The sequence below is a fragment of the Maribacter chungangensis genome, assembly GCF_042676845.1.
Lineage (GTDB): Bacteria > Bacteroidota > Bacteroidia > Flavobacteriales > Flavobacteriaceae > Maribacter > Maribacter chungangensis.
Map to the genome: position 1 here is coordinate 38395 of NZ_JBHTHY010000008.1, position 26508 is coordinate 64902.

At 42.6% G+C, this 26508-nt stretch carries 18 protein-coding genes and 2 tRNA genes; 6 read left to right on the top strand and 14 right to left on the bottom strand.

Annotated elements, in window-relative coordinates; all coding sequences use genetic code 11:
• Positions 1–45 precede the first annotated feature (45 nt).
• The 7 genes from ACFQZJ_RS12110 to porV all read right to left on the bottom strand — a co-directional run bounded on the left by ACFQZJ_RS12110 (position 46) and on the right by porV (position 9116).
• Positions 46–1380, bottom strand: coding sequence for an MraY family glycosyltransferase (locus ACFQZJ_RS12110; RefSeq protein ID WP_379934861.1), 1335 nt, complete (start codon positions 1378–1380; stop codon positions 46–48).
• 704 nt (positions 1381–2084) lie between these two features.
• Positions 2085–2765: an SDR family NAD(P)-dependent oxidoreductase gene (locus tag ACFQZJ_RS12115; protein ID WP_379934863.1), complete on the bottom strand. Its 681-nt coding sequence runs from the start codon at positions 2763–2765 to the stop codon at positions 2085–2087.
• Entirely contained in the window at positions 2765–3832 is a 1068-nt protein-coding gene (locus ACFQZJ_RS12120) for a M28 family metallopeptidase (RefSeq protein WP_379934864.1), read from the bottom strand. The genes ACFQZJ_RS12115 and ACFQZJ_RS12120 overlap by 1 nt, the downstream gene beginning before the upstream one ends.
• Before the next feature lie 700 nt (positions 3833–4532).
• The gene (locus tag ACFQZJ_RS12125) at positions 4533–6167 is read right to left on the bottom strand and encodes a pyruvate dehydrogenase complex dihydrolipoamide acetyltransferase (RefSeq protein ID WP_379934865.1); all 1635 of its coding nucleotides are present in this window, start codon (positions 6165–6167) and stop codon (positions 4533–4535) included.
• A 5-nt stretch (positions 6168–6172) separates the two neighbouring features.
• Positions 6173–7171 (bottom strand): pyruvate dehydrogenase (acetyl-transferring) E1 component subunit alpha, encoded by a 999-nt coding sequence (pdhA, locus tag ACFQZJ_RS12130; RefSeq protein WP_379934867.1) that lies wholly within the window; start codon positions 7169–7171, stop codon positions 6173–6175.
• A gap of 169 nt (positions 7172–7340) precedes the next feature.
• Positions 7341–7829, bottom strand: coding sequence for a cytidine deaminase (gene cdd, locus ACFQZJ_RS12135; RefSeq protein WP_379934868.1), 489 nt, complete (start codon positions 7827–7829; stop codon positions 7341–7343).
• Positions 7830–7961: 132 nt separating this feature from the next.
• A complete protein-coding gene (porV, locus tag ACFQZJ_RS12140; protein WP_379934870.1) occupies positions 7962–9116 on the bottom strand; it encodes a type IX secretion system outer membrane channel protein PorV in 1155 nt (384 codons plus the stop codon).
• Between the two features lie 406 nt (positions 9117–9522).
• On the opposite strand from porV, the gene gldJ reads away from it, so the two are divergent.
• Both gldJ and ACFQZJ_RS12150 read left to right on the top strand, forming a co-directional pair.
• Entirely contained in the window at positions 9523–11187 is a 1665-nt protein-coding gene (gene gldJ / locus ACFQZJ_RS12145) for a gliding motility lipoprotein GldJ (RefSeq protein WP_379934871.1), read from the top strand.
• Positions 11188–11253: 66 nt separating this feature from the next.
• Positions 11254–12531, top strand: coding sequence for a UDP-N-acetylmuramoyl-tripeptide--D-alanyl-D-alanine ligase (locus ACFQZJ_RS12150; protein WP_379934872.1), 1278 nt, complete (start codon positions 11254–11256; stop codon positions 12529–12531).
• Between the two features lie 46 nt (positions 12532–12577).
• Here the strand turns inward: ACFQZJ_RS12150 and ACFQZJ_RS12155 are convergent.
• From ACFQZJ_RS12155 to nhaD, 7 genes are all read right to left on the bottom strand, one after another.
• Positions 12578–12655 (bottom strand) — tRNA-Val (locus ACFQZJ_RS12155).
• Between the two features lie 91 nt (positions 12656–12746).
• Positions 12747–12821: transfer RNA gene (locus tag ACFQZJ_RS12160), tRNA-Val, on the bottom strand.
• Positions 12822–12879: 58 nt separating this feature from the next.
• Positions 12880–14091, bottom strand: a complete 1212-nt coding sequence (locus ACFQZJ_RS12165; protein WP_379934873.1) for a bifunctional folylpolyglutamate synthase/dihydrofolate synthase — start codon at positions 14089–14091, stop codon at positions 12880–12882.
• Positions 14088–15026, bottom strand: coding sequence for an energy transducer TonB (locus ACFQZJ_RS12170; protein WP_379934874.1), 939 nt, complete (start codon positions 15024–15026; stop codon positions 14088–14090). Before ACFQZJ_RS12170 ends, ACFQZJ_RS12165 begins: the two co-directional genes overlap by 4 nt.
• Positions 15026–15412: an ExbD/TolR family protein gene (locus tag ACFQZJ_RS12175; RefSeq protein WP_379934875.1), complete on the bottom strand. Its 387-nt coding sequence runs from the start codon at positions 15410–15412 to the stop codon at positions 15026–15028. Before ACFQZJ_RS12175 ends, ACFQZJ_RS12170 begins: the two co-directional genes overlap by 1 nt.
• A 9-nt stretch (positions 15413–15421) precedes the next feature.
• The gene (locus ACFQZJ_RS12180; RefSeq protein ID WP_379934876.1) at positions 15422–16111 is read right to left on the bottom strand and encodes a MotA/TolQ/ExbB proton channel family protein; all 690 of its coding nucleotides are present in this window, start codon (positions 16109–16111) and stop codon (positions 15422–15424) included.
• A 52-nt stretch (positions 16112–16163) separates the two neighbouring features.
• A complete protein-coding gene (nhaD, locus tag ACFQZJ_RS12185; protein ID WP_379934883.1) occupies positions 16164–17534 on the bottom strand; it encodes a sodium:proton antiporter NhaD in 1371 nt (456 codons plus the stop codon).
• 653 nt (positions 17535–18187) lie between these two features.
• On the opposite strand from nhaD, the gene ACFQZJ_RS12190 reads away from it, so the two are divergent.
• The 4 genes from ACFQZJ_RS12190 to ACFQZJ_RS12205 all read left to right on the top strand — a co-directional run bounded on the left by ACFQZJ_RS12190 (position 18188) and on the right by ACFQZJ_RS12205 (position 26227).
• A complete protein-coding gene (locus tag ACFQZJ_RS12190) occupies positions 18188–19330 on the top strand; it encodes an acyl-CoA dehydrogenase (protein WP_379934878.1) in 1143 nt (380 codons plus the stop codon).
• 315 nt (positions 19331–19645) lie between these two features.
• Entirely contained in the window at positions 19646–24154 is a 4509-nt protein-coding gene (gene gltB, locus ACFQZJ_RS12195; RefSeq protein WP_379934880.1) for a glutamate synthase large subunit, read from the top strand.
• Positions 24155–24162: 8 nt separating this feature from the next.
• On the top strand, positions 24163–25629 hold the full coding sequence (locus ACFQZJ_RS12200; RefSeq protein ID WP_379934881.1) for a glutamate synthase subunit beta: 1467 nt from the start codon (positions 24163–24165) through the stop codon (positions 25627–25629).
• Positions 25630–25807: 178 nt separating this feature from the next.
• Positions 25808–26227, top strand: coding sequence for a hypothetical protein (locus tag ACFQZJ_RS12205; protein ID WP_379934882.1), 420 nt, complete (start codon positions 25808–25810; stop codon positions 26225–26227).
• Positions 26228–26508 lie beyond the last annotated feature (281 nt).

Below are 26508 nucleotides of genomic sequence, written 5' to 3' on the forward strand. Positions count from 1 at the left end.
TGTTTACGGTTACAATTTAACGCATTAAGCGAATAGCAACAGCAATTACAATTTGTTTTGATACTGCTCTCCCTCCGCGCTTTCTTTACCTTTAATGGAAGTACCACCCGCCCGTAAACGCTTTCCAAAAAAACTCTCCCGTTTCGCCATACGAACCGCTTCCTGTTGTACTTTTATCAACCTAGCGATTTCCTCATCAAATACCTCAGGCGCTTTTGCATTCCTAGACTTGATACTTTCATCATCCTTTATACCGGTATAATTTTGCACAACCTTACCTAAACGAACCTCCGTTTTTTTGCCTTTTACATAAAACGGGGACAAATACAAGGACACCCCAACCACCAAGCAAGCGAACAGCTGCAGGTGAATGTTTATATCCTGCAAGGCCAAGGCTACAAGAACTACGGCCAAATTTAGACCTACAATACACATACTGGACTTCTTATGGCTAAAACCTAAACTTAAAAAACGGTGGTGGATGTGGTTCTTATCCGCACTAAAAGGGCTTCTGCCCGCCCGTATGCGTATGGTGAAGACACGCAGCGTATCCATCATGGGATAGGACAGGACGGCAATGGCCAAAATAGGTGCATTGGCAATGGGGAGGGCAAAGGCGGTTGCATCTGCACTCTTATTCAAAAAAGCAATCGTGAGGTAGGCCAACAGAAAACCGGTGAACAAGGAACCGGAGTCCCCCATAAACAGTTTTTGCCGTTTGGAAAGATTGTGCTGTAGAAAGCCGATCAGCGCCCCGATCAATATAACCGAGGCCAGTGCTAAATACAGCTGCCCGTTAACAAAAAAGAACAAACCGAATACCGTAGCCGAGAGGATTGCCAAGCCACCGGCCAAACCGTCGATACCATCGATAAGGTTAAAGGCGTTTATGACCAACAAGAAGACAAAAACCGTAAAGACCACAGAAACCCAATAAGGCAGTTCCCCAAATCCAAAAATGCCCTCCATGCTTACAATACGAATATCGGAGGCAAATACCACCAAGGCAGCGGCAATGAGCTGACCGCTAAATTTCTTTTTTGGAGAAACCAGTACCAAGTCGTCCTTTACGCCCAAAAACAACAAGAGCATCGTAGCGCCCACAAGAGCGAGTACATTAATGACATCCTGCGGTGGCAAAGGGGCAAAAACACCTATGAGCACCATACCTATGGCAAAAGTGAGGAATAGTCCAATACCGCCCAAGGTGGGGGTTTTACCCTGGTGCATACTACGCTCGCAAGGCTCGTCCATTAAATCCTTGGAATGGCTAAGGTAAATGATAGCAGGGTAGATACGGATCGATATCACATAGGCCGATATCAAGGCTACAAAGGCCAAAACGTATGGACTAGAAAAGATCTGAGTAATCACGGTCATTGATTGGGACTATTTTTTCAAAACGATACCATACACCAAACAACCAATAGTAAATCCGAGCCACTAGATCATAGGCTTTTTGAGCCTGCCAAGTGTTTTATGTACGTCTCCGGGGGAATGAGGTAAATACAAACGAATTTCAATTTTCTTCACTATAAACCTAGGTAAAATTACACCTTGATCTGGTTTCATTTCCGAAGCTACAGTATGCTTAGTGTTCATCGACAAAACTAATATATCAAAGCTTAGAAATGGAATTCTAGCACGGCTTATTACCGAATACGATCAAAAATTCGATGAACTGCACACCTAAACTATAAATATTGGAATAAACTTATATTCTTTTTCATGTACCTAGGTGAAAACTGTGTTTTTGGCAAGTATGGATTGGGTGTATTGGTTATGGGGTTAATGAGTTATTAGGTTATGGGGTTAATGAGTTATGAGGTTACTGAGTTATTAGGTTACTGGGTTATTAGGTTATGGGGTTTGGCCAAAGCTTTTATTGAATAACTATCGTCTTTACGAGGAGGCACCACAAAGCCTGCCCGTTCCGTTCAGGCGGTTGATCTATTGCCTTGGAACAAAGGTTCGGCAGATTGCTTCAGCGCGAAAATGCGCTTCGCAATCGCATGGGTTGGGAAATGCGCTCGCAATGCCGGCAGGGGAGCGTATTTGTACTTGAGCTTGATACTTGAATTTTTTTACGGGGTACTGCTACTTACCTGCAAAAGTTTGCCATTGTAGAGTTGTTGCCCTGTCAAGGAAAAATCCATGATATAACGTGCCATCTGTGTTGCAGTAACCGGGGCTTGGTATCCGGGAAAGGCCTCTTCTAGCATCTCGGTCTGTACGGCACCTAAGGCCAATACATTGAAAGAAGGTCCGGTCTCCTTGAATTCCTCTGCCCACAGCTCGGTCATGGTAATTACCGCGCCCTTGCTTGAACTGTAGGCCGATAATCCCGGAAATTTAGCACTGCCCTGCACCCCGCCCATAGAACTTACGGTGACGACATGGGCCGCTTTGTTCATAAACGGCAGTACCACCTTGGTAACCGCGGCCACGCCAAAGACGTTTACATCGTACACGGCCTTGAACTCCGCCATGGTGGTTTCCAAAAATGGCTTGTTTACCAATTTTCCGGCGTTATTGATAAGGATATCGACTTCTTTCCAACCGGTCCTTAAAAAGTGTTCCAGTTTATCTATGTCGGTGGGTTGGGCCAAATCAAAAGAAAAAGATTCAATATTCTTATGGCCCACTTCCGCAATAGGGGCAACATTTCTGGACAAGGCCAAGACGCTATGTCCGGCATCGGCAAAAAGCTTCGCCATTTCAAATCCAATTCCCCTGCTTGCGCCCGTAATGATGACCTTTGCCATTATTTATATGTTATTTCTTTGACGGGAGCGTTGGCTATGCCTTCTACTACCGGAATCATTTTATTGATGACTAGTGCGATATGTGCGTAATCCATCTCCTCGTTTTCGTCCCCTACCTTATGATAATGGTCAAAATTGGTAAAATCGAAAGTACAATAGGTCTGTGAGGGCACCTTGAAAATTTCATGGAAGGGATAATTGTCCGACCGCTTAAACAAATTGAACTCCTTTGCCTTGGGCAAAAACCCGACCAAGTTCTCATCGGCATACCCATTACTCACCTGAGCAAGATTTGACAGCTCATATCCCGTTAAGTACAGCAGGTAATCCTTATCTACCATTGGCACTCCCACCATTTCAAAATTGAGCATTGCGTAAAGGTTTAAATTCTCGGCCTTTAGTTTATTGGCCAAATGCTTGGCACCCATAAGTCCCTTTTCCTCCGCAGTAAAAAGGGCGAAGATAATACTGCGCTTGTTGGCTTTTTCTTTTCCAAAATACTTTGCAAGCTCCATAACGGTGGTTGTACCCGATGCATTGTCATTTGCCCCGTTGGCAATGGCATCACCGTTCTCGGGCGTGAGCAGACCTATATGATCGTAATGGGCACCAACGATAATAAATTCTTTTTTTAGCTTAGGGTCGGAACCTTCCAAGATTCCCACAACGTTAAAAGCGGGCAGATCAAAATTACCCAGGGTGTCCCTGTAGGTTTCAAAATACGGGGCAACGCCATTGGATTCAAAGCTATTTATAATAAACTCGGCGGCCTTGGCAATACCCTCGCTCCCCGAATCCCTTCCCTGCAATTCGTCCGAGGCTAGGAATTCCATTGATTTTGCCACATCTTGCACGGTAGTATGCTCCATGACACGGGCCATGACCTTAGTAGCTGCTATCGTTTCCTCCACTACATTTTCCCTTGCTTTATTTTCATCTGCCGCAACAACACGTGCTTTTAGTCCGTCTGGGCCAGATACATCTTGGGAACCAGTGGTGGTGGTTCCCTTACCCGCTCCACAAGAAAGTAACAAGCCCAAACAAAAAAGAAAAACAATATGTCTCATCCGAATAATTTTTTAGAAAGTTTAAAGATAGAAAAAAGGATGGTTTCAAGAGGTTTAATACCCCCTAGGTTTTGTGTTTGCCCACTATTTTTGCGGGATAGCAGCCCCGAAGTTCCTGGTCAAACCCTCCGCACACCATAGACGTACACCTCCCTTCGGCTGAAGGGAGGAGCTTTTCTTTTTTTACTTTTTTACTTTCTAAACTAAACCACCCTGCACTACAAGTGCAGGGGTTTGTTTGACCAAGGACCGAAAGTCCTTATTTTTTGAAAAATAGAATATGAAAGGATTGATATCAATTGCTGTCCTATCCGGATATTCAGATTTTTTCGCATTACTAAAGTTCTGCAATAAAATTGCAGGGTTTTAAACCCTAATTTGAGACCAATAAAGAGCTCTCCCCTTGGGACCAAGGGGAGAATGAATTCCGCCCCGAGGAAGAAAGAGGGGTTCGAAGTTGTTAGATTGGTTAAAAAAAGGAGTACAGTTGTTCCTTACCGCAAAGCAGCCCCGAAGTTTAGGGGGTCAAACCCTCCGCACACCAAGCGTACACCTCCCTTCGGCCGAAGGGAGGAGCTTCTTCTTGTTTCCCTTGTTTCTTTTCTTTTTCTCTACGGAAGTAAGAGGGGTTGGAAGAAACCTATTAAAACAAAAAAGCACCGCTATTTACGGTGCTTTTTGTATCTATTCCAAAATTGACTTAAGCTAGCATCGTAACCGGATTCTCAACAAAATATCGTAAGGTCTGTAAAAACTGGGCTCCGGCGGCTCCGTCTACCGTTCTATGATCACAGGCCAAGGTCAGTTTCATGGTATTGCCAACGACAATTTCACCGTTCTTAACCACAGGCTTTTCCACTATGGCCCCTACGGAAAGTATGGCGGAATTGGGTTGGTTAATAATGGAGGTAAATTCCTGTATTCCGAACATACCCAAGTTGGACACCGTAAAAGTACTGCCTTCCATTTCCTGAGGTGTTATTTTCTTGGCACGTGCCTTCCCTGCCAAATCTTTAACGGTAGCCCCTATCTGCATAAGACCTAATTGATCGGCAAACTTTACTACGGGCACCACTAACCCTTCATCTACGGCAACGGCAACCCCCATGTGAATATGCTTATTGTACCTTGTAGTAGCACCGTTCCACGAGGTATTTACCTGTGGATGTTTTTTCAAGGCCATGGCACAAGCCTTCAGTACCATATCGTTAAAGGACACCTTGGTATCTGGCAAACTGTTTATCTGTACCCTAGAAGCCATAGCATTATCCATATCTACCTCTATAGTTAGATAGAAATGTGGTGCGGTAAACTTAGAATTACCCAATGCCTTGGCAATTGCCTTACGCATATTGGAATTCTTCACTTCTTCCGAACCTTCTTCCCCTACCGGCAAGCTAATAGGCATCGCAACCGGTGCGGCACTTTCGGTTACCTTGGTATCCGTACTCACCGTAGCTGCCTTAGAGGGCGTAAAGCTCTCGACATCCTTTTTTATAATCCTACCATTATCGCCTGTACCGGAGACCGCTGCTAAATCTATACCCTTATCCTCTGCTATTTTGCGCGCCAATGGCGATGCGAAAATACGTTTGCCATCTTGTACCGGGGCGGTAGTTTCTTCCTTAACAGGGGCACTTTTTTTCTCTTCGGTGCTCCCCTGCTCAGCGCTGGCAACCGCGCCACCAGAAGGTTTTGCATTTAGTATGGCATCCACATCCGTGCCCTCTGGTCCAATAACGGCCAAAACAGCATCAACCGGAGAGGATTCCCCTTCTTTAATGCCAATATATAATAAGGTACCCGAATAGAAAGACTCAAACTCCATCGTAGCCTTATCCGTTTCGATTTCAGCCAAAATATCACCTTCTTCAACCTTGTCACCCACCTGTTTTAACCAAGTGGCTACGGTACCTTCTTCCATGGTATCGCTTAAACGCGGCATTTTAACGATTTCTACATCATCAGGAATTTCAGCAGTTGGTGTATCGGCTTCGGTACTCTCCGTAACCGTAGTATCCGCTGCGGGTTCGGGCTGCGCTTCCTCTTTTACTTCAGAGGTAGTGCCACCACCCAACAAAGCAGAAATATCCTCCCCTTCATCGCCAATAATGGCCAATAACGAGTCTACGGGAGCCGTATCGCCTTCCGGTATACCAATATGTAACAGCACTCCTTCGTTAAAGGACTCAAATTCCATCGTAGCCTTGTCGGTTTCGATTTCAGCTAGAATATCTCCTTCTTCAACTTTGTCTCCTACTTTTTTCAACCATGCGGCAACGGTACCCTCTTCCATGGTATCGCTTAAACGGGGCATATTTACTACTATCGCCATCTATCTTATAATTTATGTTGAACGAATGGAAAATCTTCTTGCTCGTAAACCATGTCGTATAATTGATTTACCGGCGGGTAATCGGATTCTTCTGCAAATTTCTCACATTCGGAAACCAGTTTTTTAACCCTTTTATCTATCGCTTTGATTTCCTCTTCTGTCGCATATTTATTTTCCTGGATTACATCCAATACCTGGGTAATCGGGTCTATTTTCTTGTACTCCGCCACCTCGTCCTTGGTTCTATAGTGCTGTGCATCCGACATAGAGTGGCCTCTGTATCTGTAGGTCTTCATTTCAAGAAACGTTGGCCCGCCACCAGATCTTGCGCGATCGATCGCTTTGTGCATTTCTTGCGCTACGGTAACGGGATTCATACCGTCTACGGGTCCGCATGGCATTTCATAGCCCAGACCTAGTTTCCATATCTCGGTAGAATACGATGTTCTTTCTACAGATGTACCCATAGCATAGCCATTGTTCTCACAGACAAACACGACCGGTAACTGCCAAAGCATGGCCAAATTAAACGTCTCGTGCAAGGCACCTTGCCGCACCGCACCGTCTCCCATATAACATAGGGTTACCGCATCACTACCGTTGTACTTGTCCCCAAAAGCCATCCCGGCCCCTAATGGAATTTGTCCACCAACGATACCGTGGCCTCCATGAAAGCGGTGTTCCTTGGAAAAAATATGCATAGAACCACCCATTCCCTTGGATGTTCCCGTGACCTTACCATAAAGCTCGGCCATTACTTTTCTTGGATCCACACCCATACCTATAGGCTGAACATGGTTTCTATAGGCGGTTATCATCCTGTCCTTTGACAAATCCATCGCATGCAAGGCTCCGGCCAAAACAGCTTCCTGTCCGTTATAAAGGTGTAAAAAACCTCGCACTTTTTGTTGTATATAAACAGCTGCAAGCTTATCCTCGAATTTTCGCCAGAAAAGCATGTCCTCATACCATTTCAAATACGTTTCTTTGGTGATTTTTTCCATTGCTATTATGAATTTAGTACAAATTTAACGGACAAAAAAAGCGAGTGCAAATTTCAACCGCAAAAAGAAATCAAAAATACACATATAAATCAATGCATAAAAAAAATAGAAGTAAAAGCAGCAAGAAAATACGTCTTGACACAAAAAAACCCTAAACTGTTTTTAAAAATTAACTTAAAAATGTACTGTTAAAACCCAATGGCAATAGATCGGCAATGGAATTACAGGCCACCACATTGCCTTTTTCGCCCATCAACAAGATTCTGATAGGTTGTTTTTGTTTGAATTCATATTCGAAAATAGCCTGCCTACAATTGCCACATGGAGCAGCTGGCACACTAACCTGATAGGTATCCGAGGTGGCACTGATCGCTATTGTCTTGACGGAGACCCCTGGAAATTTGGCGCCTGCATGAAAAATGGCGACACGTTCCGCACAGAGTCCGGAGGGATAGGAAGCGTTTTCCTGATTACTACCTATGACTACCTCGGCATTCTCCATTTCTACGGCGGCACCTACCCTAAACTTGGAATAGGGTGCATAAGCGTTTTTTCTAGCTGCCACGGCCTGCCGCATAAGGGCTTGGTCTTCTTGCGAAAGCTCATCGAAACTATCGTAAATACGAATATCAAAACTAATTTTTTTCTGTACTGCCATAACTTTATCGGAATGAAACTGTTGCCAAAGGTAAATTCTTTCCTTCACATAGCGACACACCCATGGGTTGCTTTTAAAACAAAAAATCCCACCTTGCAGCGGGATTTTTTTATTTTATATAGCAGCCTGTACTTAATCGTTATAGAATTCTTCTCCAAGGTTAAATGTTAATCCAAACCGTAAGGTGTTCTCCAATGGATTTCTAACCTGTGATGTAGAGAACAGATAGGATAGGTCTATTTGGGCCGATTTGAACTTAAACCCTGCCCCTAAGGTAAAGAATTTTCGGGCGCCTTTATTTTCGTTTTCATTAAAGTAACCAGTTCTAAACATGAAGGCATTTTGGTAGGTATACTCTGCCCCTAAAGACCATGTGAATTCCTGTAATTCTTCCCCAAAACCATCGGGAGCATCATTAAAGGAACCTAAAATACCGCTCAATCCACTTTCGTTCTGATAAATCTCATTATCATCTGCATCTATATCCCCGTCGTTGTCAAAATCCTGAGGTGTAGGCACCAACAGCTTACTAAATTCCGTTGTGATACCTATTACATTGTCCTGATCTAAAATAAAATCGAAACCTACACCTGCTCTTAGGTTACTTGGCAAAAAGTTCTCCTGACCGCCTTCGTCGTATTGAATCTTACCTCCAATATTGGAAAAGTTGAACCCACCTCTCCAACGGCCATCAAAACTATTATAGGCTATTTCCCTAGACCGATAATAACCTGCTACATCAACAGCAAAAGAGCTTGCTGCCTGCGAATCTTCGGTGCCGTTCTGTGGCAGCCTTAAGTTTGATCGTATAAACCTACCCGCAACGGCCATAGAAAAAGTTGGACTTAATTTAAGGGAGTATGAACCGTCCAAGGACAGTTCGTTAGGCTTTGCCAAGGTTCCGGGATCTCCGGCAAACTGTCTTAATTCTATTTCACCAAGGGTAAAATAGCGCAAACTGACCGCAAAAGCGCCGTTATCGTTAATCTTATTGTAAAAACTGGCATTCAACAATGAAATATCCGTAATAATACTTTCTAAATAAGGCGTGTAACTTACCCCAATCCCCATGCTTCGTTCGGCAAATGCAAATTTGGCCGGGTTCCATTGTTGAGAAAAAGCATCTGTAGAGGTGGCTACCCCCATATCTCCCATTCCCGCAGAACGCGCATCTGCCGCAATCGTCAAAAACGGTACCGCAGTGGTAATAACTCTTTGGTCTTCTTGAGCCCACACAGTAACACCTGCTAGCATGAGACAAACAAATACTATTGAATTCTTTTTCATTTAAAAATTAATTAGTTCTAAAAGTGTAAAATTAAGGCCTTAGCCTTTCTTTCTCCAAAATAATCGACATATTACGGTAAAAACGGGCTTTTGGACAAAATCTTGTGCAAGCTTCCAAATATTTTAGATTAAACCCGGTAGGTAGTGCCACCCAGTTTTACAAACTGTAAAGTCAAAAGAACAGTCTTGGGCATACTACAAGCCCATTAAACTCGTTATAACGGTGAACGTCCGCAATTTCTGGTCTACACTTTATGATAAACAAGTATTGTGAAAATAATTTATAAGACATGAAATATTCTGATGAAAACACCGTTTTAATCTGCGAAAGTGGCGTAATATATGTTGACAAATAAAGAGACGTCAGAATTTTAGATTAAAAAGATTGAACTCAAGTCCTAGATTTATGAAAAACAAGTTTATTAAAGTTGTACTCTCATGCACTGTTATAGCGGGAGGTTTAACAGTCACAAGCTGTTCAAAATCCACCTCTTCCAAGAATGTTTCCAGGGCTACAGGATGGAATATCAACGCTAAAGAAGGAGGGTTCCAATACAATACCGATTTTAAAGAGCAGGAAACTGCCCCAGGACTGGTATTCGTAGAAGGCGGAACGTTTACCAAAGGTAAAGTGCAGGATGATGTTATGCACGATTGGAACAATACACCGACCTCCCAGCATGTACAGTCTTTCTACATGGATGAAACCGAGGTTACCAATGTCATGTACCTAGAGTATTTAGATTATTTAAAGAGTGTTTATCCACCTGAAAATCCAAAATACGCCAACATTTATAAAGGGGCTTTACCGGATACCTTGGTTTGGAGAAACCGCTTGGGCTTTAACGAAACAATGACCAACAACTACCTAAGACATCCTGCTTATGCGGAATATCCTGTAGTTGGAGTAAATTGGATCCAAGCTACACAATTTGCAAAATGGAGAACGGACCGTGTAAACGAAGTAATGTTAGAGCGTGAAGGGTATCTGTCCAAAGACGCAAAATACCAAGCGGCAAGCGGTGAGGTTGCGGGAACTTTCAGCACAGAAGCGTACCTAAATAGACCTGAGTCTGTCTACAACGGGCAAATAGATTCCTTACAAGGAAAAATGAAAAAGGACAGTACGTCTACTTTTGCCAAAAGAAGTAGTGGTGTTATTATGCCAGAATACAGGCTTCCTACAGAAACAGAATGGGAATATGCAGCACAAGCCCAAGTAGGTTCTAGAGAATACAACAATTACAGAGGAAGAAAGAAATATCCATGGGACGGTGATTACACAAGAAATGGACAACGTGTTGGAAGAGGCGATCAATTGGCAAACTTCAAACAAGGAAAAGGAGATTATGGCGGAATTGCGGGTTGGTCCGACGATGGCGCGGATATTACCGCAGAAGTTATGTCGTACAAACCAAACGACCTAGGTCTATATGATATGGCAGGAAACGTTTCCGAATGGGTTGCAGACGTATATAGGCCCATCGTAGATGACGAAGTAAGCGATTTCAACTACTTTAGAGGTAATATTTATATGAAAAGCGCTATTGGCGAAGATGGCAAGGTAAATATTCTAAGGGACTCTATTGTGTACGACACCCTACCTAACGGCAAACTTGTTGCGGTAAACCTACCTGGCGAAATAAAAATGGTTCCTGTAGATGAGGATGAAACATATTTAAGAACCAACTTCTCTACCAGCGATAACATTGGCTACAGGGACGGTGATGCAGGTTCCTCTAGATTTTACAACAGATTTAGCGATGAAGAAGATAGCGATAAAGCTAAGATGTACAATTCTCCCAAGCATCGTATAGATAGGGATTCTATTGGAAATATTACAAGACAATATGATGAATCCAATTCAAGAACCTCGCTTATCAACGACGAAGTACGCGTTTACAAAGGTGGCTCATGGAGAGATAGGGCTTATTGGTTAGATCCGGCCCAAAGAAGATACCTACCTCAGTATATGGCCACGGACGACATCGGTTTCAGATGTGCCATGTCCAGAGTTGGTTCCAAATCCAAAACAAAGAACAAGACGGTAAGAGGTAAGAAAGCAAAATAATCTCTTCCATTATTTACACAACAAGAAAGCCCTTTTTTTAAAGGGCTTTTTTTTATCTTCGATTTTATGAAAATAGCCGAACTTCACAACATATTCCTTCAAAACCCTAGCGTTAGCACCGACACGCGAAAAATAAACGAAAATGACCTTTTCTTTGCACTTAAAGGCGATAATTTCAATGGAAACCAATACGCCCTTAACGCCATTGATAAAGGAGCGGCCTACGCTATTATAGATGAAGAGGAATTTGCGGTACACGAGAAGACCATCCTTGTTGACGATGTATTAAGCACCTTACAAAAATTGGCAAACTTTCATAGACATTATTGTAGCGCAAAAGTGATTTCACTTACGGGAAGTAATGGAAAGACGACCACCAAAGAGCTTATTTATGCGGTATTGTCAAAAGAATATAGGACCATTGCGACCAAAGGAAACCTGAACAACCATATAGGCGTCCCCTTAAGCCTGCTAAACATAACGCCGGATACAGAGATTGCCATTATAGAAATGGGCGCAAACCATCAAAAGGAAATCGAATTTCTGAGCAGTATCGCCGAACCTGATTTTGGCTACATCACAAATTTTGGAAAGGCGCACCTAGAAGGCTTTGGTGGTGTAGAAGGCGTAATAAAAGGAAAAAGCGAGCTATACGATTACTTACTAAAGAACAACAAAGTAATCTTTATGAACGCGGACGACCCAATACAGAAGGAAAAACTGGGACAGTACGTGCTCAAGTACGGTTTTAGCACCGTGGATTCAAAGTTCTATACCATTACAATGACCACCGCTGATCCCTTTGTAAGGATTAAGGTGGAAAACATCGATATCAAAACCCAATTGATAGGGGCTTATAATTTTACCAATTGCTGTGCTGCAATCGTAATGGGCAAGTATTTTAATGTTGCCCTGGAACAAATAAAAGAAGGACTGGAAAACTATCTACCGGACAACAACAGATCTCAGGTATTGGAGAAAAATGGAGTTAGGATTATACTGGACGCTTACAATGCCAATCCGAGCAGTATGACGGCAGCGCTCGAAAATTTTGCCAATCTTAGGGCCACGACCAAATTATTGTTCTTAGGAGATATGTTCGAACTAGGAGATACGGCACCGGAGGAACACCAAGCAATTGCCGACCTAGCGAAACAACTTGGATTTGAAAACACTTATTTAATAGGAGAAAATTTCTTTACGGTAGATACCGACTGTCAAAAGTTTAAAACATTTGAGACATTGTCCGAATTTTTGAAGAAATACACCATCCCTGCGGATGCAACCTTATTCATAAAAGGTTCTAGAGGCATGGCCTTGGAACGTATAGTAACACATATTTAAGGGTGGGCTACCAAAATTATTGACCCAAATACAAGCATTTGGAATATGGTGGGATATACTGGATTCGAACCGGTGACCTCTGCCCTGTCAAGGCAGCGCTCTAAACCAACTGAGCTAATATCCCTTTTAAATCTACCTTAAACCTAAAAACAACATGGATTGAGTTTAAGATACAAAAAAAGGCTCTCGGAAATCGAAAGCCTTTTAACAACCTGTGGGCCCTACTGGATTCGAACCAGTGACCCCCTGCTTGTAAGGCAGGTGCTCTGAACCAACTGAGCTAAGAGCCCCAAAAGGAGTGCAAATATAGAATAGTTTTATATACTCCAAAAGAAAAATCAATAAAATTTAAAGAACTTCTGCTACGGTAAAAGTACTACCGCCAACAAAAATAAGATCGGCTTTTGAAGCCTCCTGATTTACAGCTTCATACGCTTCACGAACCCCGGTATAAACCTTTCCGTGCAAATCATGTTTTTTTGCCTTTGCCTGTAAAACCATTGCATCTAAACCTCTTGGAATATTTGGCCTGCAAAAGTAATAGCTTGCATTTTTAGGGAACATGGGCAAAATTGCGTCCAAGTCCTTTTCCTTTACAAATCCCAATACCAAATGCAATGCTTTGTATGGCTGCTTTAAAAGCTGCGCTACCACCAAGGACAATCCCTCTTCGTTATGCGCCGTATCACATATAATCTTCGGATGCTCTACCAACACCTGCCACCTCCCTTGAAGTCCGGTGTTCCCAGTTACCTTCTTTAAGCCGTTCGCTATATGAGCTGGATCCACCTTAAAGTTTTTCAATTTATCCAAGGCAACCAATACTCCCTTGATGTTTTTCGTTTGATAATCCCCCATCAAGGATGTTGTATAGGCTGGCAACTCTAACTGGCTTGCAAAAGTGAGCTCTGCCGATTTTTCGTATGCTTTACCTTCAAAAACCCAAGCAATATCGGGTTGAAACTCACTAACCACCACAGGAACATCCTGTTTTATAATACCTGCCTTCTCTGCCGCTATTTTGTCCAAGGTGTCCCCCAATATGTCCGTATGGTCATATCCGATATTGGTAATGAGCGAAACTTCCGGCGTAATAATATTTGTAGAATCCAACCTACCGCCCAAGCCTACTTCAACAACAGCAATATCTACCTTTTCCCGTGCGAAATAATCAAAGGCCATACCAACGGTCATTTCAAAAAAAGAAAAATGGTGTTGCTCGATAAAAGACTTATGGGTATCTATAAAATCGACAACATAGGTTGCACTAACAGGAATACCGTTTATACGGATACGCTCCCTAAAATCCTTTAGATGTGGCGATGTATACAAACCCACGGTGTAACCCGCCTCTTGTAAAATAGAGGCCAACATGTGACTACTGGAACCTTTACCGTTGGTTCCGGCTACATGTATACTTTTAAAACGATGATGTGGATAATCTAGATGTTCCGTCAAGGTCAAAATCCCGTTTAGTTTGTCCTTAAACGCTTTCTTACCTTTTTGCTGGTACATAGGAAGCTGGGCAAAAAGCCAATCCAAAGTTTCCGAATAGGTCACTCCCCCAATTTAAAGTTTACGACAACAAAACCAACTTGCTCGTTGGGCGCATTGGAATCCAAATTCCAGCGATGCATAAATGCCGTTTTCCTGGCAGGCTCCAATAAACATGGGTTGTTATTGGTAGTTCCACGAACTCCGGGCTCAGCGGATATTACCCTTCCGTTTTTATCAACTACAATTTTTACCACTACCCTTCCAGACTCGTTACACTCTTGCGGCACCTTTCCCTGGTTGACCAATGACCTACCATTGAGGCCATAACCGCCAGTACCACTGCCCGATCCCGGGCTACCGTAGTAGCTTGTGGCATAAGGATCCCCATCGGGGCTTCCCTTGTCTCCCGTTCTATTGTCATCTCCTTCACTACCTGTTGCTGTTCCGTCGGATTTGCTCACCCCACCTATCAAGGCATCCAATTTGTCTTTTTTAGCCTGTTGTTCTTTTTGCGCCCGTTCTTCGGCATCACGCTTCTCTTTTGCTATCCGAGCGGCTTCGGCCTTTGCTTTCTTTACTTCGTTTTCGGCCTTTTCTTTGGCCTTGGCAGCAGCATTGTCCGCCTTTCTCTTTGCTTCTTCTGCCTGCTTTATCCGAATGGATTCCTCGCTTTCCTGGGCAAGTATTTTTTCGGCAGGCACTTCCTTAACCGCCGGTTCTTCTACCAGCTCCTCCTCTTTTTCTTCTACCTGTTGCGCAACCTCTTGTTGGGTCGGTTCTACCGGAGGAGTATCCAAAGGTTCGGACCGAACCTTTTCCATAGGCTGAACGGTTCCACTACCAAACTCGGTAGTACCAAAGTTCACCGAAATTCCATTCTCGATCGGTGGGTCCATATAGGTTAGCCCAATATAAAAAAGCACCAACAACAAAATGCTCAAAAGCAATGTTGTTAGCGTAAAGGATTTCTTTTTATGTGTCGTATCTAGAAACGCCATTAGTTGGGCCTCACTGCCAAAATAACCTTGTAATTGTTTCTATTGGCTATGGCCATAACGTTTACCGCCTCCTTGATGGCGACGCTTTCCTCTGCCCTTAGAATAATCGTAGGTTTATCTTGACCTTCGAGTGCTTTTTTTAATTCAATTTCAATATATTCTCCGTTTATACGCTCATTGTTTACGTAATATTGCAAATTCTTATCGATACTTACAGAAACATTTTGGGTGTTGGTCGACTTTCCTTTGGCCTTTGGCAGTAATAGATCCAATGCGTTTGGCGAGTTTGCCGTTAACATAAAGAATATCAACAAAAGAAACACAATATCCGTCATAGACGACATACTGAAATCCGGACTCACTTTATTCCTTCCTTTTAATTTCATAGCGAAATATTAAAGCGGTTCGTTCAAAAGATCTAGAAATTCTACGGCATTGGCTTCCATTTTATGCACAACCTTGTCCGTTCTGTTCACCAAGTGGTTATACCCTATGTACGCAATAATACCAACGATCAATCCTGCAACTGTTGTTGTCATGGCCGTATAAATACCAGAGGCCAAGGAGCCCATTTCTGCCTGACCACCACTACTGGCCATTTCATGAAAGGCCAAAATCATACCGATCACCGTTCCCAAAAACCCTATCATAGGTGCGGCACCTGCCACCGTGGCAAGAACACTTACGTTCTTCTCCAGTTTATAGACCTCTAACGTACCTGCATTCTCAATGGCCGTATTAATATCGTCCAACGGCTTTCCAATTCTTGAAATACCTTTTTCCGTTAATCGCGCAACAGGGGAATCTGTTTGGGCACATAAGAGTTTTGCAGCTTCCAATTTACCACCAGAGACATGGTCCCGTATCTGGTTCATAAAATTCTTGTCGATTTTTGAAGCGGCGTTCACTGCCAAAAGACGTTCAAAATAGATATAAAGGGCAACACCGAGCATTAAAAAAAGGACCGTGATAATGACCACACTTCCTGTACCGCCATTGAAGACCAAGTCTATTACGGATAAGGTCTTTTCCTCGGAAAGTACTTCTTCGGCACCGTCTTGTGCCAAATCCTGAAATAACATCATAAGATTCTTAAATTATTGAATTTGCCATTATAACGGTGTTTTAGTATTTAAATTATCCATGGATCACATAATCTCTCAGTACTATAAAAACAACGGCACCACAAACAAAACCTACAAGGGCCAGCCATGCTATTTTTTTCAGATACCAAAAGAAATCTATCTTCTCCATACCCATGGCCACAACCCCGGCGGCAGAACCGATTACGAGCATACTACCACCCGTACCAGCCGAATAGGCTATAAAATGCCAAAGCGGACTATCCATGGGCTCACTGAACATTCCCATACTGGCAGCTACCAAAGGCACGTTATCTATGACAGCAGATCCAACTCCAAATAACATTACCACAATATCCGTATTCGGGATTGCCTCATTGAGAGCCCCGGCGGCATTAAATAAGATACCAAGGGATTCCATAGCCGCAACCGCCAATAAAATTCCCAAAAAGAAAAGTATACTGGGCAACTCTATTTTTGACAAGGAATGGTGCACTGGACTATGATGCCCTCCAGCATCATGACCACCATCGTCTACAGAGGAAATACTGAATTTTTTGTTACTGTAAATTTCAGCGAATGTGGCCACTACCGCTAAAGATAACATCATACCAACATAGGGAGGCAAATGCGTAACCGTTTTAAAAAAAGGAACAAATAAAATAGCCCCTAGGCCTAAGTACAACATGGTTGAACCATATTTGGATTTTGGCACTTCGCCATCCAAATCACCATCAATAAGACCTTTGAACACCTTAAATCTTCCGGCAATCAATACCGGAACCAACATACACGCGACCGAAGGCAACAAAACATGAATTACCAACTGAAAGGCGCTAACCTTGTTGGCGATCCATAACATGGTGGTTGTAACATCACCGATAGGAGACCATGCTCCACCGGCATTTGCGGTGATGACGATCATACCCGCGAACCAAAGTTTGGTCTCCCTGTCCTTGATCACTTTTTGCAAAATTGTAATCAACACTATTGTTGCGGTTAAATTATCGATAATCGCGGATAGTATAAATGCCAAAATAGAAAACAACCACAACAACTTTCCTTTTTCCCTGGTCTTAATAAAGCCCTTAATCGTTGCAAAGCCATCAAAATAATCTATGATCTCTACAATGGTCATGGCACCTAACAAGAAAAACAAGATCTCTGCCGTCTTTCCTAGGTGATGCAATAACGACTCCTCTACTAAATGCATCCTGCCCTCGTGATCCATAGTTCCAAACCCATCGACCAAACCTTGCTTTACCGAGTCGAACCAGTTGGGAAAACTGTCTATGCCCAAAGCGATCAGTGCCCAAAGAATGGCCATCATAGCCAGTGCGGGAATCAACTTGTCGATTTTTAAATTGTGCTCAAGAGTAATAGCCAGATAACCGGCTAAAAAAATAATAATAATAATGGTTTCCATCATCAGTTGGTTTTAGTTTAATTCAGTTTTGGAATGGTAAATACACAAGACTTAAATACCTTGAAATAAAATTGAACCAAGGGATTTAAATCGGTTTTTTTTACCGGCCTAATATAGATTAAAAATGATTGAATTGAAAGTCTAAGGATTAAAATTAAACAATTCGTTTATCATAATAAATTGCTGAAAACACATTCACACACGGCCAAACCTTCTCTTTAGGGCTGTAGCGACAAATAAGAAGGCTTCGGGCGATCAACCCATTTGAAACTTACTAAACTACCATCGGCGAAAAACCGATGGGTTTTATTTCGCCTAAAGGCGACTAAAGAACCGAAACGCCAAATTTTACGACCTAATAACAAATAACTATTAACCAATAACTATTCTGGGGGCTACTAAAGTCGTCGCATGAAGGCGAGGGACCCCCCCCAGAATGATACATTAAAAATTAGAACCTATCATCAAATTGAACAAGCAAACTGTTTCTCCCATAGTAAGATGTAATCGTTTACCAGTCTTTATTTCCATTGGGCAAGTTAGAAAAAAGTGAATGAAGAATCCACAACAAAACCTCTTGCAATACCCAAGATTAACGAATTATTACAAGGGATAACCTTATATTTGCAAGGCGACAGTTTAATAATACACTTATGGATTTTACACTTACAGAAGAGCAAAGATTAATACAAGAAGCCGCACGCGATTTTGCACAAAACGATTTGCTTCCAGGAGTGATCGAGCGCGATGAAGCCCAAAAATTCCCGACAGAGGAAGTCAGAAAAATGGGGGAACTAGGATTTCTTGGGATGATGGTAGATCCTAAGTATGGCGGAAGTGGACTGGATACACTGTCGTACGTCCTGGTAATGGAAGAACTTTCAAAAGTGGATGCGTCCTCTTCTGTTATTGTATCCGTAAATAATAGCCTGGTGTGTTGGGGGCTTGAAACTTTTGGAACAGAGGCTCAGAAAGAAAAATACTTGACCCGTTTAACTACAGGAGAAATCATTGGTGCTTTTTGCCTATCGGAACCGGAAGCAGGCAGCGACGCAACATCCCAAAAAACCACCGCGCTTGACAAAGGAGACCACTACATATTGAACGGAACAAAAAACTGGATTACCAATGGCAGTTCCGCAGAAATCTATTTGGTCATCGCACAGACCGATAAGGATAAAAAACACAAAGGAATTAATGCCCTAATAGTAGAAAAAGGTGCAGATGGTTTCGAAATAGGGCCTAAAGAAAACAAATTAGGGATTAGAGGAAGCGATACCCACTCCTTGATTTTCAACGATGTTAAAGTTCCTAAAGAAAATAGGATAGGTGAAGATGGTTTCGGATTCAAGTTTGCCATGAAAACCCTGGCAGGAGGTAGAATAGGTATTGCGGCACAGGCATTAGGCATTGCGGCCGGTGCTTATGAACTAGCATTAAAATACTCAAAAGAAAGAAAAGCGTTCGGAACCGAAATAAGCAACCACCAAGCCATCGCCTTTAAACTAGCGGATATGCACACACAAATAGAAGCTGCAAGAAACCTAGTCTACAAAGCTGCGTATGACAAAGACAATAACCAAGATTACGACCTTTCCGGAGCCATGGCCAAACTCTATGCTTCTCAGGTTGCTATGGACACAACCGTGGAGGCCGTACAGATTCATGGAGGAAACGGTTTTGTAAAAGAGTATCACGTAGAACGTTTAATGCGAGATGCAAAAATCACACAGATATACGAGGGTACCTCCGAGATACAAAAGATAGTAATCTCAAGAAGCATTCTTAGGGATTAGGATTATAAATCCTTCACACCCTTGCTAAGAACAGGGTCTATCTTAGCAATTAGTTAAAAACACACATCAAACCACCCTTATGCCAGGGGTGGTTGGCAAAAATTTTACCTTAACTCAATACCAACCCCTATTACAAAGCTTAAACACAGGCCAAGGTCACGCCATTTGAGGATATAATAAAAAGTGCAGGTCAAAAATACATAATTCAATATTTTTTAACGATTAATTAAAAACGTTAAATTATTTTTAGCATTATTAAAAAATCATTGCGATTTACATATATAAAATGATATTTTTGAGAAAATACCATAATATATGATGCTGAAGAAACAAGGGCTTTACCTACCGGAATTTGAACATGATAACTGCGGCGCAGGTTTCATTTGTAGTTTAAAAGGAAAGAAATCCAATGACATTATTCACAAAGCCTTAGAAATTCTAGACAGGCTAGAGCATAGGGGAGCCGTAAGTGCCGATGGAAAAACAGGGGACGGTGCCGGTATTTTAATAGACATACCGCATGACTTTTTTCAGAGCGTTTGCACCTTTGAACTTCCAGAACCGGGCCAGTATGCGGTAAGCAATGTTTTCTTTCCTAGAAAAGAAAACCAACGTGACTTTTGCGCATCGGTTTTTGAAGCGAATATTAAAAAGCAGGGGCTACAACTCCTAGGGTGGCGAGATGTCCCTGTAAATCGTTCCATTCCCGGAAGAATCGCAGCGGAAACCGAGCCTTTCGTAAAACAACTATTTGTAGCCAAAGAAAGTCCGGAACAGTCCTATTTCGATTTTAACCTAAAACTATTTATCGCCAGAAAGGTAACGGAACATACCATTATCAATTCGAAACTTTCGGAGAGCAAGTTCTTTTACGTTCCCAGCCTTTCGACCAAAATAATTATTTTCAAAGGTCTGTTGATGCCCCATGACATTAGCCTATACTACACCGACCTATTAGATCCTAGGGTGGTTACCCGATTGGCCCTGGTACACCAGCGCTTCTCCACCAACACCTTTCCTACTTGGGATTTGGCGCAACCATTTAGATACATGTGCCACAACGGTGAAATTAACACCTTACGTGGAAACGTGTCAAGAATGTTATCACGTGAAGAATTACTTAAAAGCGACCTATTCGGCGATGAGATAAAGAATATACTTCCTATAATCTTACCCGGAAAATCGGATTCCGCCACTATGGATATGGTCGTGGAGTTGCTACTAATGACCGGAAGATCCTTACCAGAAGTCATGATGATTCTAGTGCCGGAAGCTTGGGAAAAGAACGAAGAAATGTCCCCTGAAAAAAAGGCATTTTACGAATATCATTCCTGTATGATGGAGCCTTGGGATGGCCCAGCATCCATTCCGTTCACGGATGGCAATTATATTGGTGCTGTTTTGGACCGTAACGGCTTAAGACCATCAAGATATTCCGTAACCAAAGACGATTATGTGGTGATGTCTTCTGAAACCGGGGTAGTGGAGATCGCCCCTGAAAACGTAGAATTTCATGGACGATTGGAACCGGGAAAGATGTTCTTGGTAAATATGGAAGAGGGTAGAATTATAAATGATGAGGAAATAAAGGAGAATATAGCCAAGAAACATCCCTACCAGCAATGGCTAGATGCTAATTTGGTGCATTTGAAGGATATACCGTACAACGATTGTCCTTTATTTTTAGACGAAGCAAGCTTGGAGAAAAGAAAATCGGTTTTTGGATATACCCGAGAAGATATCAATACGATTATCCTTCCTATGGGAACGTCTGCAAAAGAACCAATAGGATCCATGGGGTCGGACACGCCCATTGCTGTATTATCCGAACGGCCGCAATTGATATACAATTACTTTAAGCAACTATTCGCGCAGGTAACAAATCCGCCATTAGACGGGATACGAGAAGAATTGATTACCGATATAAGCCTTACACTGGGAACAGATCAAAACATATTTGAGTTTACCGAACTACATTGTAGAAAACTTAAGATTCAAAATCCCGTTATTTCCAAAGAAGACCTGGATAAAATAAAGAACTACGACGTAAGTCCGGATTATAAGGTAACCTCTATACCTATACGCTATAAAATTGAAAAAGGGCATAATGGTTTGGAAGATGCGCTTGAGGCCATTTTAGCCCAAGCGGCCAAAGCAGTCGACAGCAATACCAATATCATTATACTATCGGATAGAAGCGTAGATAATGAGAATGCTCCCATTCCTGCACTATTGGCCTGTTCCTATGTAAACAGCGGACTTCAAAAAATGGGCAAACGTTCTAAATGCAGTCTAATAATTGAATCGGCAGAACCGAGAGAGGTGCACCACTTTGCCCTATTGTTCGGTTTTGGTGCAAGTGCCGTGAATCCTTACCTGGTAAACGAAATTATCGCAGAACAAATAACCGAACTTGATATTACCGATATCAGTTTTGATGAAGCTATAAAAAATTACAATAAGGCCGTTGGAAAAGGCATATTAAAAGTGATGAACAAAATTGGAATCTCTACCCTTAATTCCTATCGGGGTTCTCAGTTGTTCGAATGTATCGGCATTAACACCAAAGTTGTTGATCAATACTTCCCCAATACCCCCACGCGTATACAAGGTATAGGATTATACGAGATTGAAAAGGAAATTGCTAAAAGACACCGGCACGCATTCAACACGAAGGAAGTAGCCGGCAGTCTAGATTTGGAGATAGGCGGCGAGTACAGATGGCGCAGGGATGGTGAAAAGCACATGTTCAATCCCTTGAGCATTGCAAAGCTTCAGAAAGCGGTAAGAGGCAATGAGCCGGAGACCTACAAGGAGTACTCCAAAATGGTGAACCAGCAGTCCAAACACCTTATGACTATTAGGGGTTTATTTGAATTCTCTAACTATGACCCGATTCCTTTAGAAGAAGTAGAACCTTGGACGGAAATCGTAAAACGCTTTAAGACAGGGGCCATGTCATACGGTTCCATAAGTCAGGAAGCACACGAAAACCTGGCAATAGCCATGAACCGTATCGGGGGTAAAAGTAATTCTGGCGAGGGCGGAGAGGATGAGCAACGTTTTTATAAAAATGCAACGGGAGACTGGAAAAATAGTGCTATTAAACAAGTCGCGTCCGGAAGGTTCGGGGTTACGTCCAATTATCTTTCCAATGCCAAGGAAATTCAGATTAAAATGGCCCAAGGTGCAAAACCTGGGGAAGGCGGACAATTACCCGGGCCTAAAGTAAATCCGGCCATAGCGAAGACTAGAAATTCCACTCCTTATGTAGGTCTGATTTCCCCACCTCCACATCATGATATATATTCGATTGAAGATCTATCACAACTGATATACGATTTAAAATCGGCCAATCGAAAAGCTAGAATTAACGTGAAGTTGGTTTCGGAGGTCGGAGTAGGAACCGTTGCAGCAGGTGTCGCCAAGGCAAAAGCAGATGTAATCCTCGTTTCCGGATTTGATGGCGGCACGGGAGCGTCGCCCCTAACATCGCTAAAACATGCGGGACTACCATGGGAATTAGGCATAGCCGAAGCGCAACAGACCTTGGTCATGAACGATCTAAGAAATAGGATCATATTGGAGTGCGACGGCCAACTGAAAACGGGTAGGGATGTTGCCATCGCTTGTTTATTAGGAGCAGAGGAATTTGGTTTTGCTACAGCGCCGTTAGTAGCATCGGGATGTATTATGATGCGGGTTTGCCACCTGAACACTTGCCCCGTGGGGATTGCGACCCAAAATCCAGAACTACGTAAAAAGTTTAAAGGGAAACCCGAACACGTGGTCAATTATATGTATTTCGTTGCGCAAGAGCTTAGAGAGATTATGGCACAGCTAGGCTTTAGAACCGTTAACGAAATGGTGGGACAGGTAAAAAAACTGGACCGTAAAAAAGCGATCAACCATTATAAGGCCGCAGGAATTGATCTCACCCCGATATTACATCAGGTAGATGTGCCAGCGGGCACCAAATTCCATAACACCCAAAAACAAAAACATGATGTGGACAAGTCCATTGAATTCGATATCATTGCCAAAGCCAATCCTTCATTGTTTAGAAAAGAAAAATCCAGTCTAGATTTTCCTATCTGCAATACCGATAGGGCCGTTGGCGCTATTATAAGTAATGAAATATCAAAAATTTATGGTGCACAAGGCCTTCCGATAAATACCTTAAAACTAAACTTTACGGGTTCTGCCGGACAGAGTTTTGGTGCGTTTGCCACACGAGGCCTTACTATGATCGTCAACGGAAACACAAACGATTATCTAGGAAAAGGATTGTCAGGAGCAAAACTGGTCATTAAAGTACCGGAAAAATCCACCATCGTTCCAGAGGATAACGTAATCACAGGAAACGTTACGCTATATGGCGCAACCGCGGGTCGAGCCTATATTAATGGTAAGGCAGGAGAACGTTTTTGTGTTCGCAACTCGGGAGCCAAAGCGGTCGTGGAAGGCATTGGGGACCACGGATGTGAATACATGACAGGTGGCATCGCCGTTATCCTCGGCGAAGTAGGTCGCAATTTTGGTGCTGGAATGAGTGGAGGTATCGCTTATGTGCTAGACGAAAAAGAAACCTTTAAGAAACGCTGCAATGCGGAAGCACTTAACTTGTTGCCAGTAACCGAGGATAATGATATAAAGCAACTTAAAGACTTGATCGAAAGCCATTACAATTCCACCTTAAGTCCATTGGCACAGCGCATTTTGGAAAACTGGGAAGCCTATCTCCCAAAATTCATTAAGGTATTACCAGAAGAATACAGGCAAGCTTTGATTCGTCTGGAAGAAGAAAAATTACAAACGATATAAATCGAAACATGGGAAAGATAACAGGATTTTTGGAATTCGATAGAAAAGTAGAATCGTACAAACCGGTAGAAGAACGGGTACAGAATTATAAGGAATTTACAGTAGCACTTCCGGAAAAGGAGTTGAAGGAACAAGGAGCTAGATGCATGGACTGCGGAATTCCTTTTTGTCATAGTGGTTGCCCCTTAGGAAATCTAATACCTGATTTTAATGATGCGGTTTATCGTGGAAAATGGGAAAAGGCAAGTGAAATTTTGCATTCTACCAACAATTTTCCCGAATTCACGGGCAGACTCTGCCCTGCTCCGTGCGAAGAAGCATGTGTATTGGGTATTAACGAAGACCCGGTCTCTATAGAAAATATTGAAAAAAATATTGTAGAAACTGCTTTCGAAAAAGGATGGATAACGGCGCAGCTACCACAAAACAGAACTGGAAAGACGGTTGCCGTTGTAGGCTCAGGCCCAGCCGGATTAGCCGCTGCACAACAGTTGAACCGAGCAGGCCATACGGTCACCGTATTCGAACGCGACCAAAAGCCCGGCGGGTTATTGCGCTACGGTATTCCCGATTTTAAAATGGAAAAGCACGTTATAGACCGGAGACTTGCCGTTTTGGAAGAAGAGGGGATAACGTTTGAATGCGGCGTGCATATCGGCATAGATAAAATGGCCGAGGAATTAAAAGAAGAATTTGACGCCATCGTACTTTCTGGAGGTGCCACGGTTAGGCGTACCCTACCCATAGAAGGCGCAGACCTAAATGGTGTTGTACAGGCCATGGATTTTTTGGCACAGAACAACAAAAGGGTTGATGGAATTAAAGACTTAGGCGAAGAAATAAAAGCAACGGGCAAGGACGTTGTGGTTATTGGCGGCGGAGATACAGGGTCTGATTGTATAGGAACCTCCTTCCGTCACGGAGCGATTTCGGTCTCTAACTTTGAGATAATGCCGATGTCCACAGCAGATAGACCAGAAGATCAACCATGGCCCTTTTGGCCCATGCGTTTACGAACTAGTTCTTCCCATAAAGAGGGTGCGGAACGGTTTTTTAGCATTTCCACAAAACGCTTTATTGGAGATGACCAGGGAAATCTAAAGGGACTCGTTACAGCGGAAGTTGAATGGATTAAAACTCCTGGCAAGCGACCCCAACTAAAAGAAGTACCCGGTTCAGAAAAAGAATGGAAGTGCGAACTGGCCTTATTGGCCTTAGGTTTTACAGGTTCAGAAACAACCCTCGCCGAACAATTCGGAATTACGATGGACCAACGCACCAACATAAAAGCAACAGAAGATAACTATATGACCAACGTACCGGGAGTTTTTGCAGCAGGCGACCAACGCAGGGGCCAATCGTTAATTGTATGGGCAATTTCCGAAGGTAGGGAAGCGGCATATCATGTAGACAGCTATTTAATGGGCGATTCTAAACTTCCACTAAAAGGTGAGGGTGATTTACCACGGGTCTAATACCAACTCTCTTTAAACACTGAAAGGGCCTGCTTCGTTGCCGGCCTTTTTTTTTGAATTAAAGTCCCTCCCTTTATGGATCGTTTTATCTGCTTTTCACCAACCAACCCACAGAAAATTTAAAATAGTGACTTTGGTATGATCTTTGGAACTTTCGATATCACCAACCCTATTTACCATGAGACGAGTTTTTCTCCTTCTTACCTTCATTACACTTCACCATGCCTGCATACCCACGCGTATTGCTCCTTCTATTCAAGATTATAAAATAACCAAAGGGAAAACGTTCAAAAGAAGCCTCCCAGAACGATATATGTTTGTATTTAGAGATCCAAAAGCTGCTAATGAATTCTACAACTACATCAACACTAAATTTGAATTAAATCATATCGATGTATATGACAACGTACCATTTCTACTAGACCAGAATCAGTATTTCTTCTCCTTTTATGAGGTAACTATCCCAAATAAGACCCTCAACCTTGTTCCCCTTGCCGTTGATGCTCTTTTACTAAGTGCTGACTTGGACCCTGTAATGGATGGGCATTATGAAACGCGGAAAGGAAACTGGTACGTAGCCATCGAAGTATATTCCTAAAACGAACAAGATTCATTACATCCGGACTCAAATTCTCAACTTTTAGTATCCGAATATTTTCGTTTGCTAAAGAATGAATATTTAGCCTCACATAATTATAATGAGGTGTTATTTAAAAACTAAGCTTAATTTCCTGACCCAACACAAAGAATACCCTATAGATAATATTATCGAACTTTCTGCTGCTCATAACCTCCCCACTACCATTAGTTCTTTATTTCGATCCTTGATTTTGCACCATAAAAAAAGCCCCCTTACATTGCTGTAAGGGGGCTCTCAAA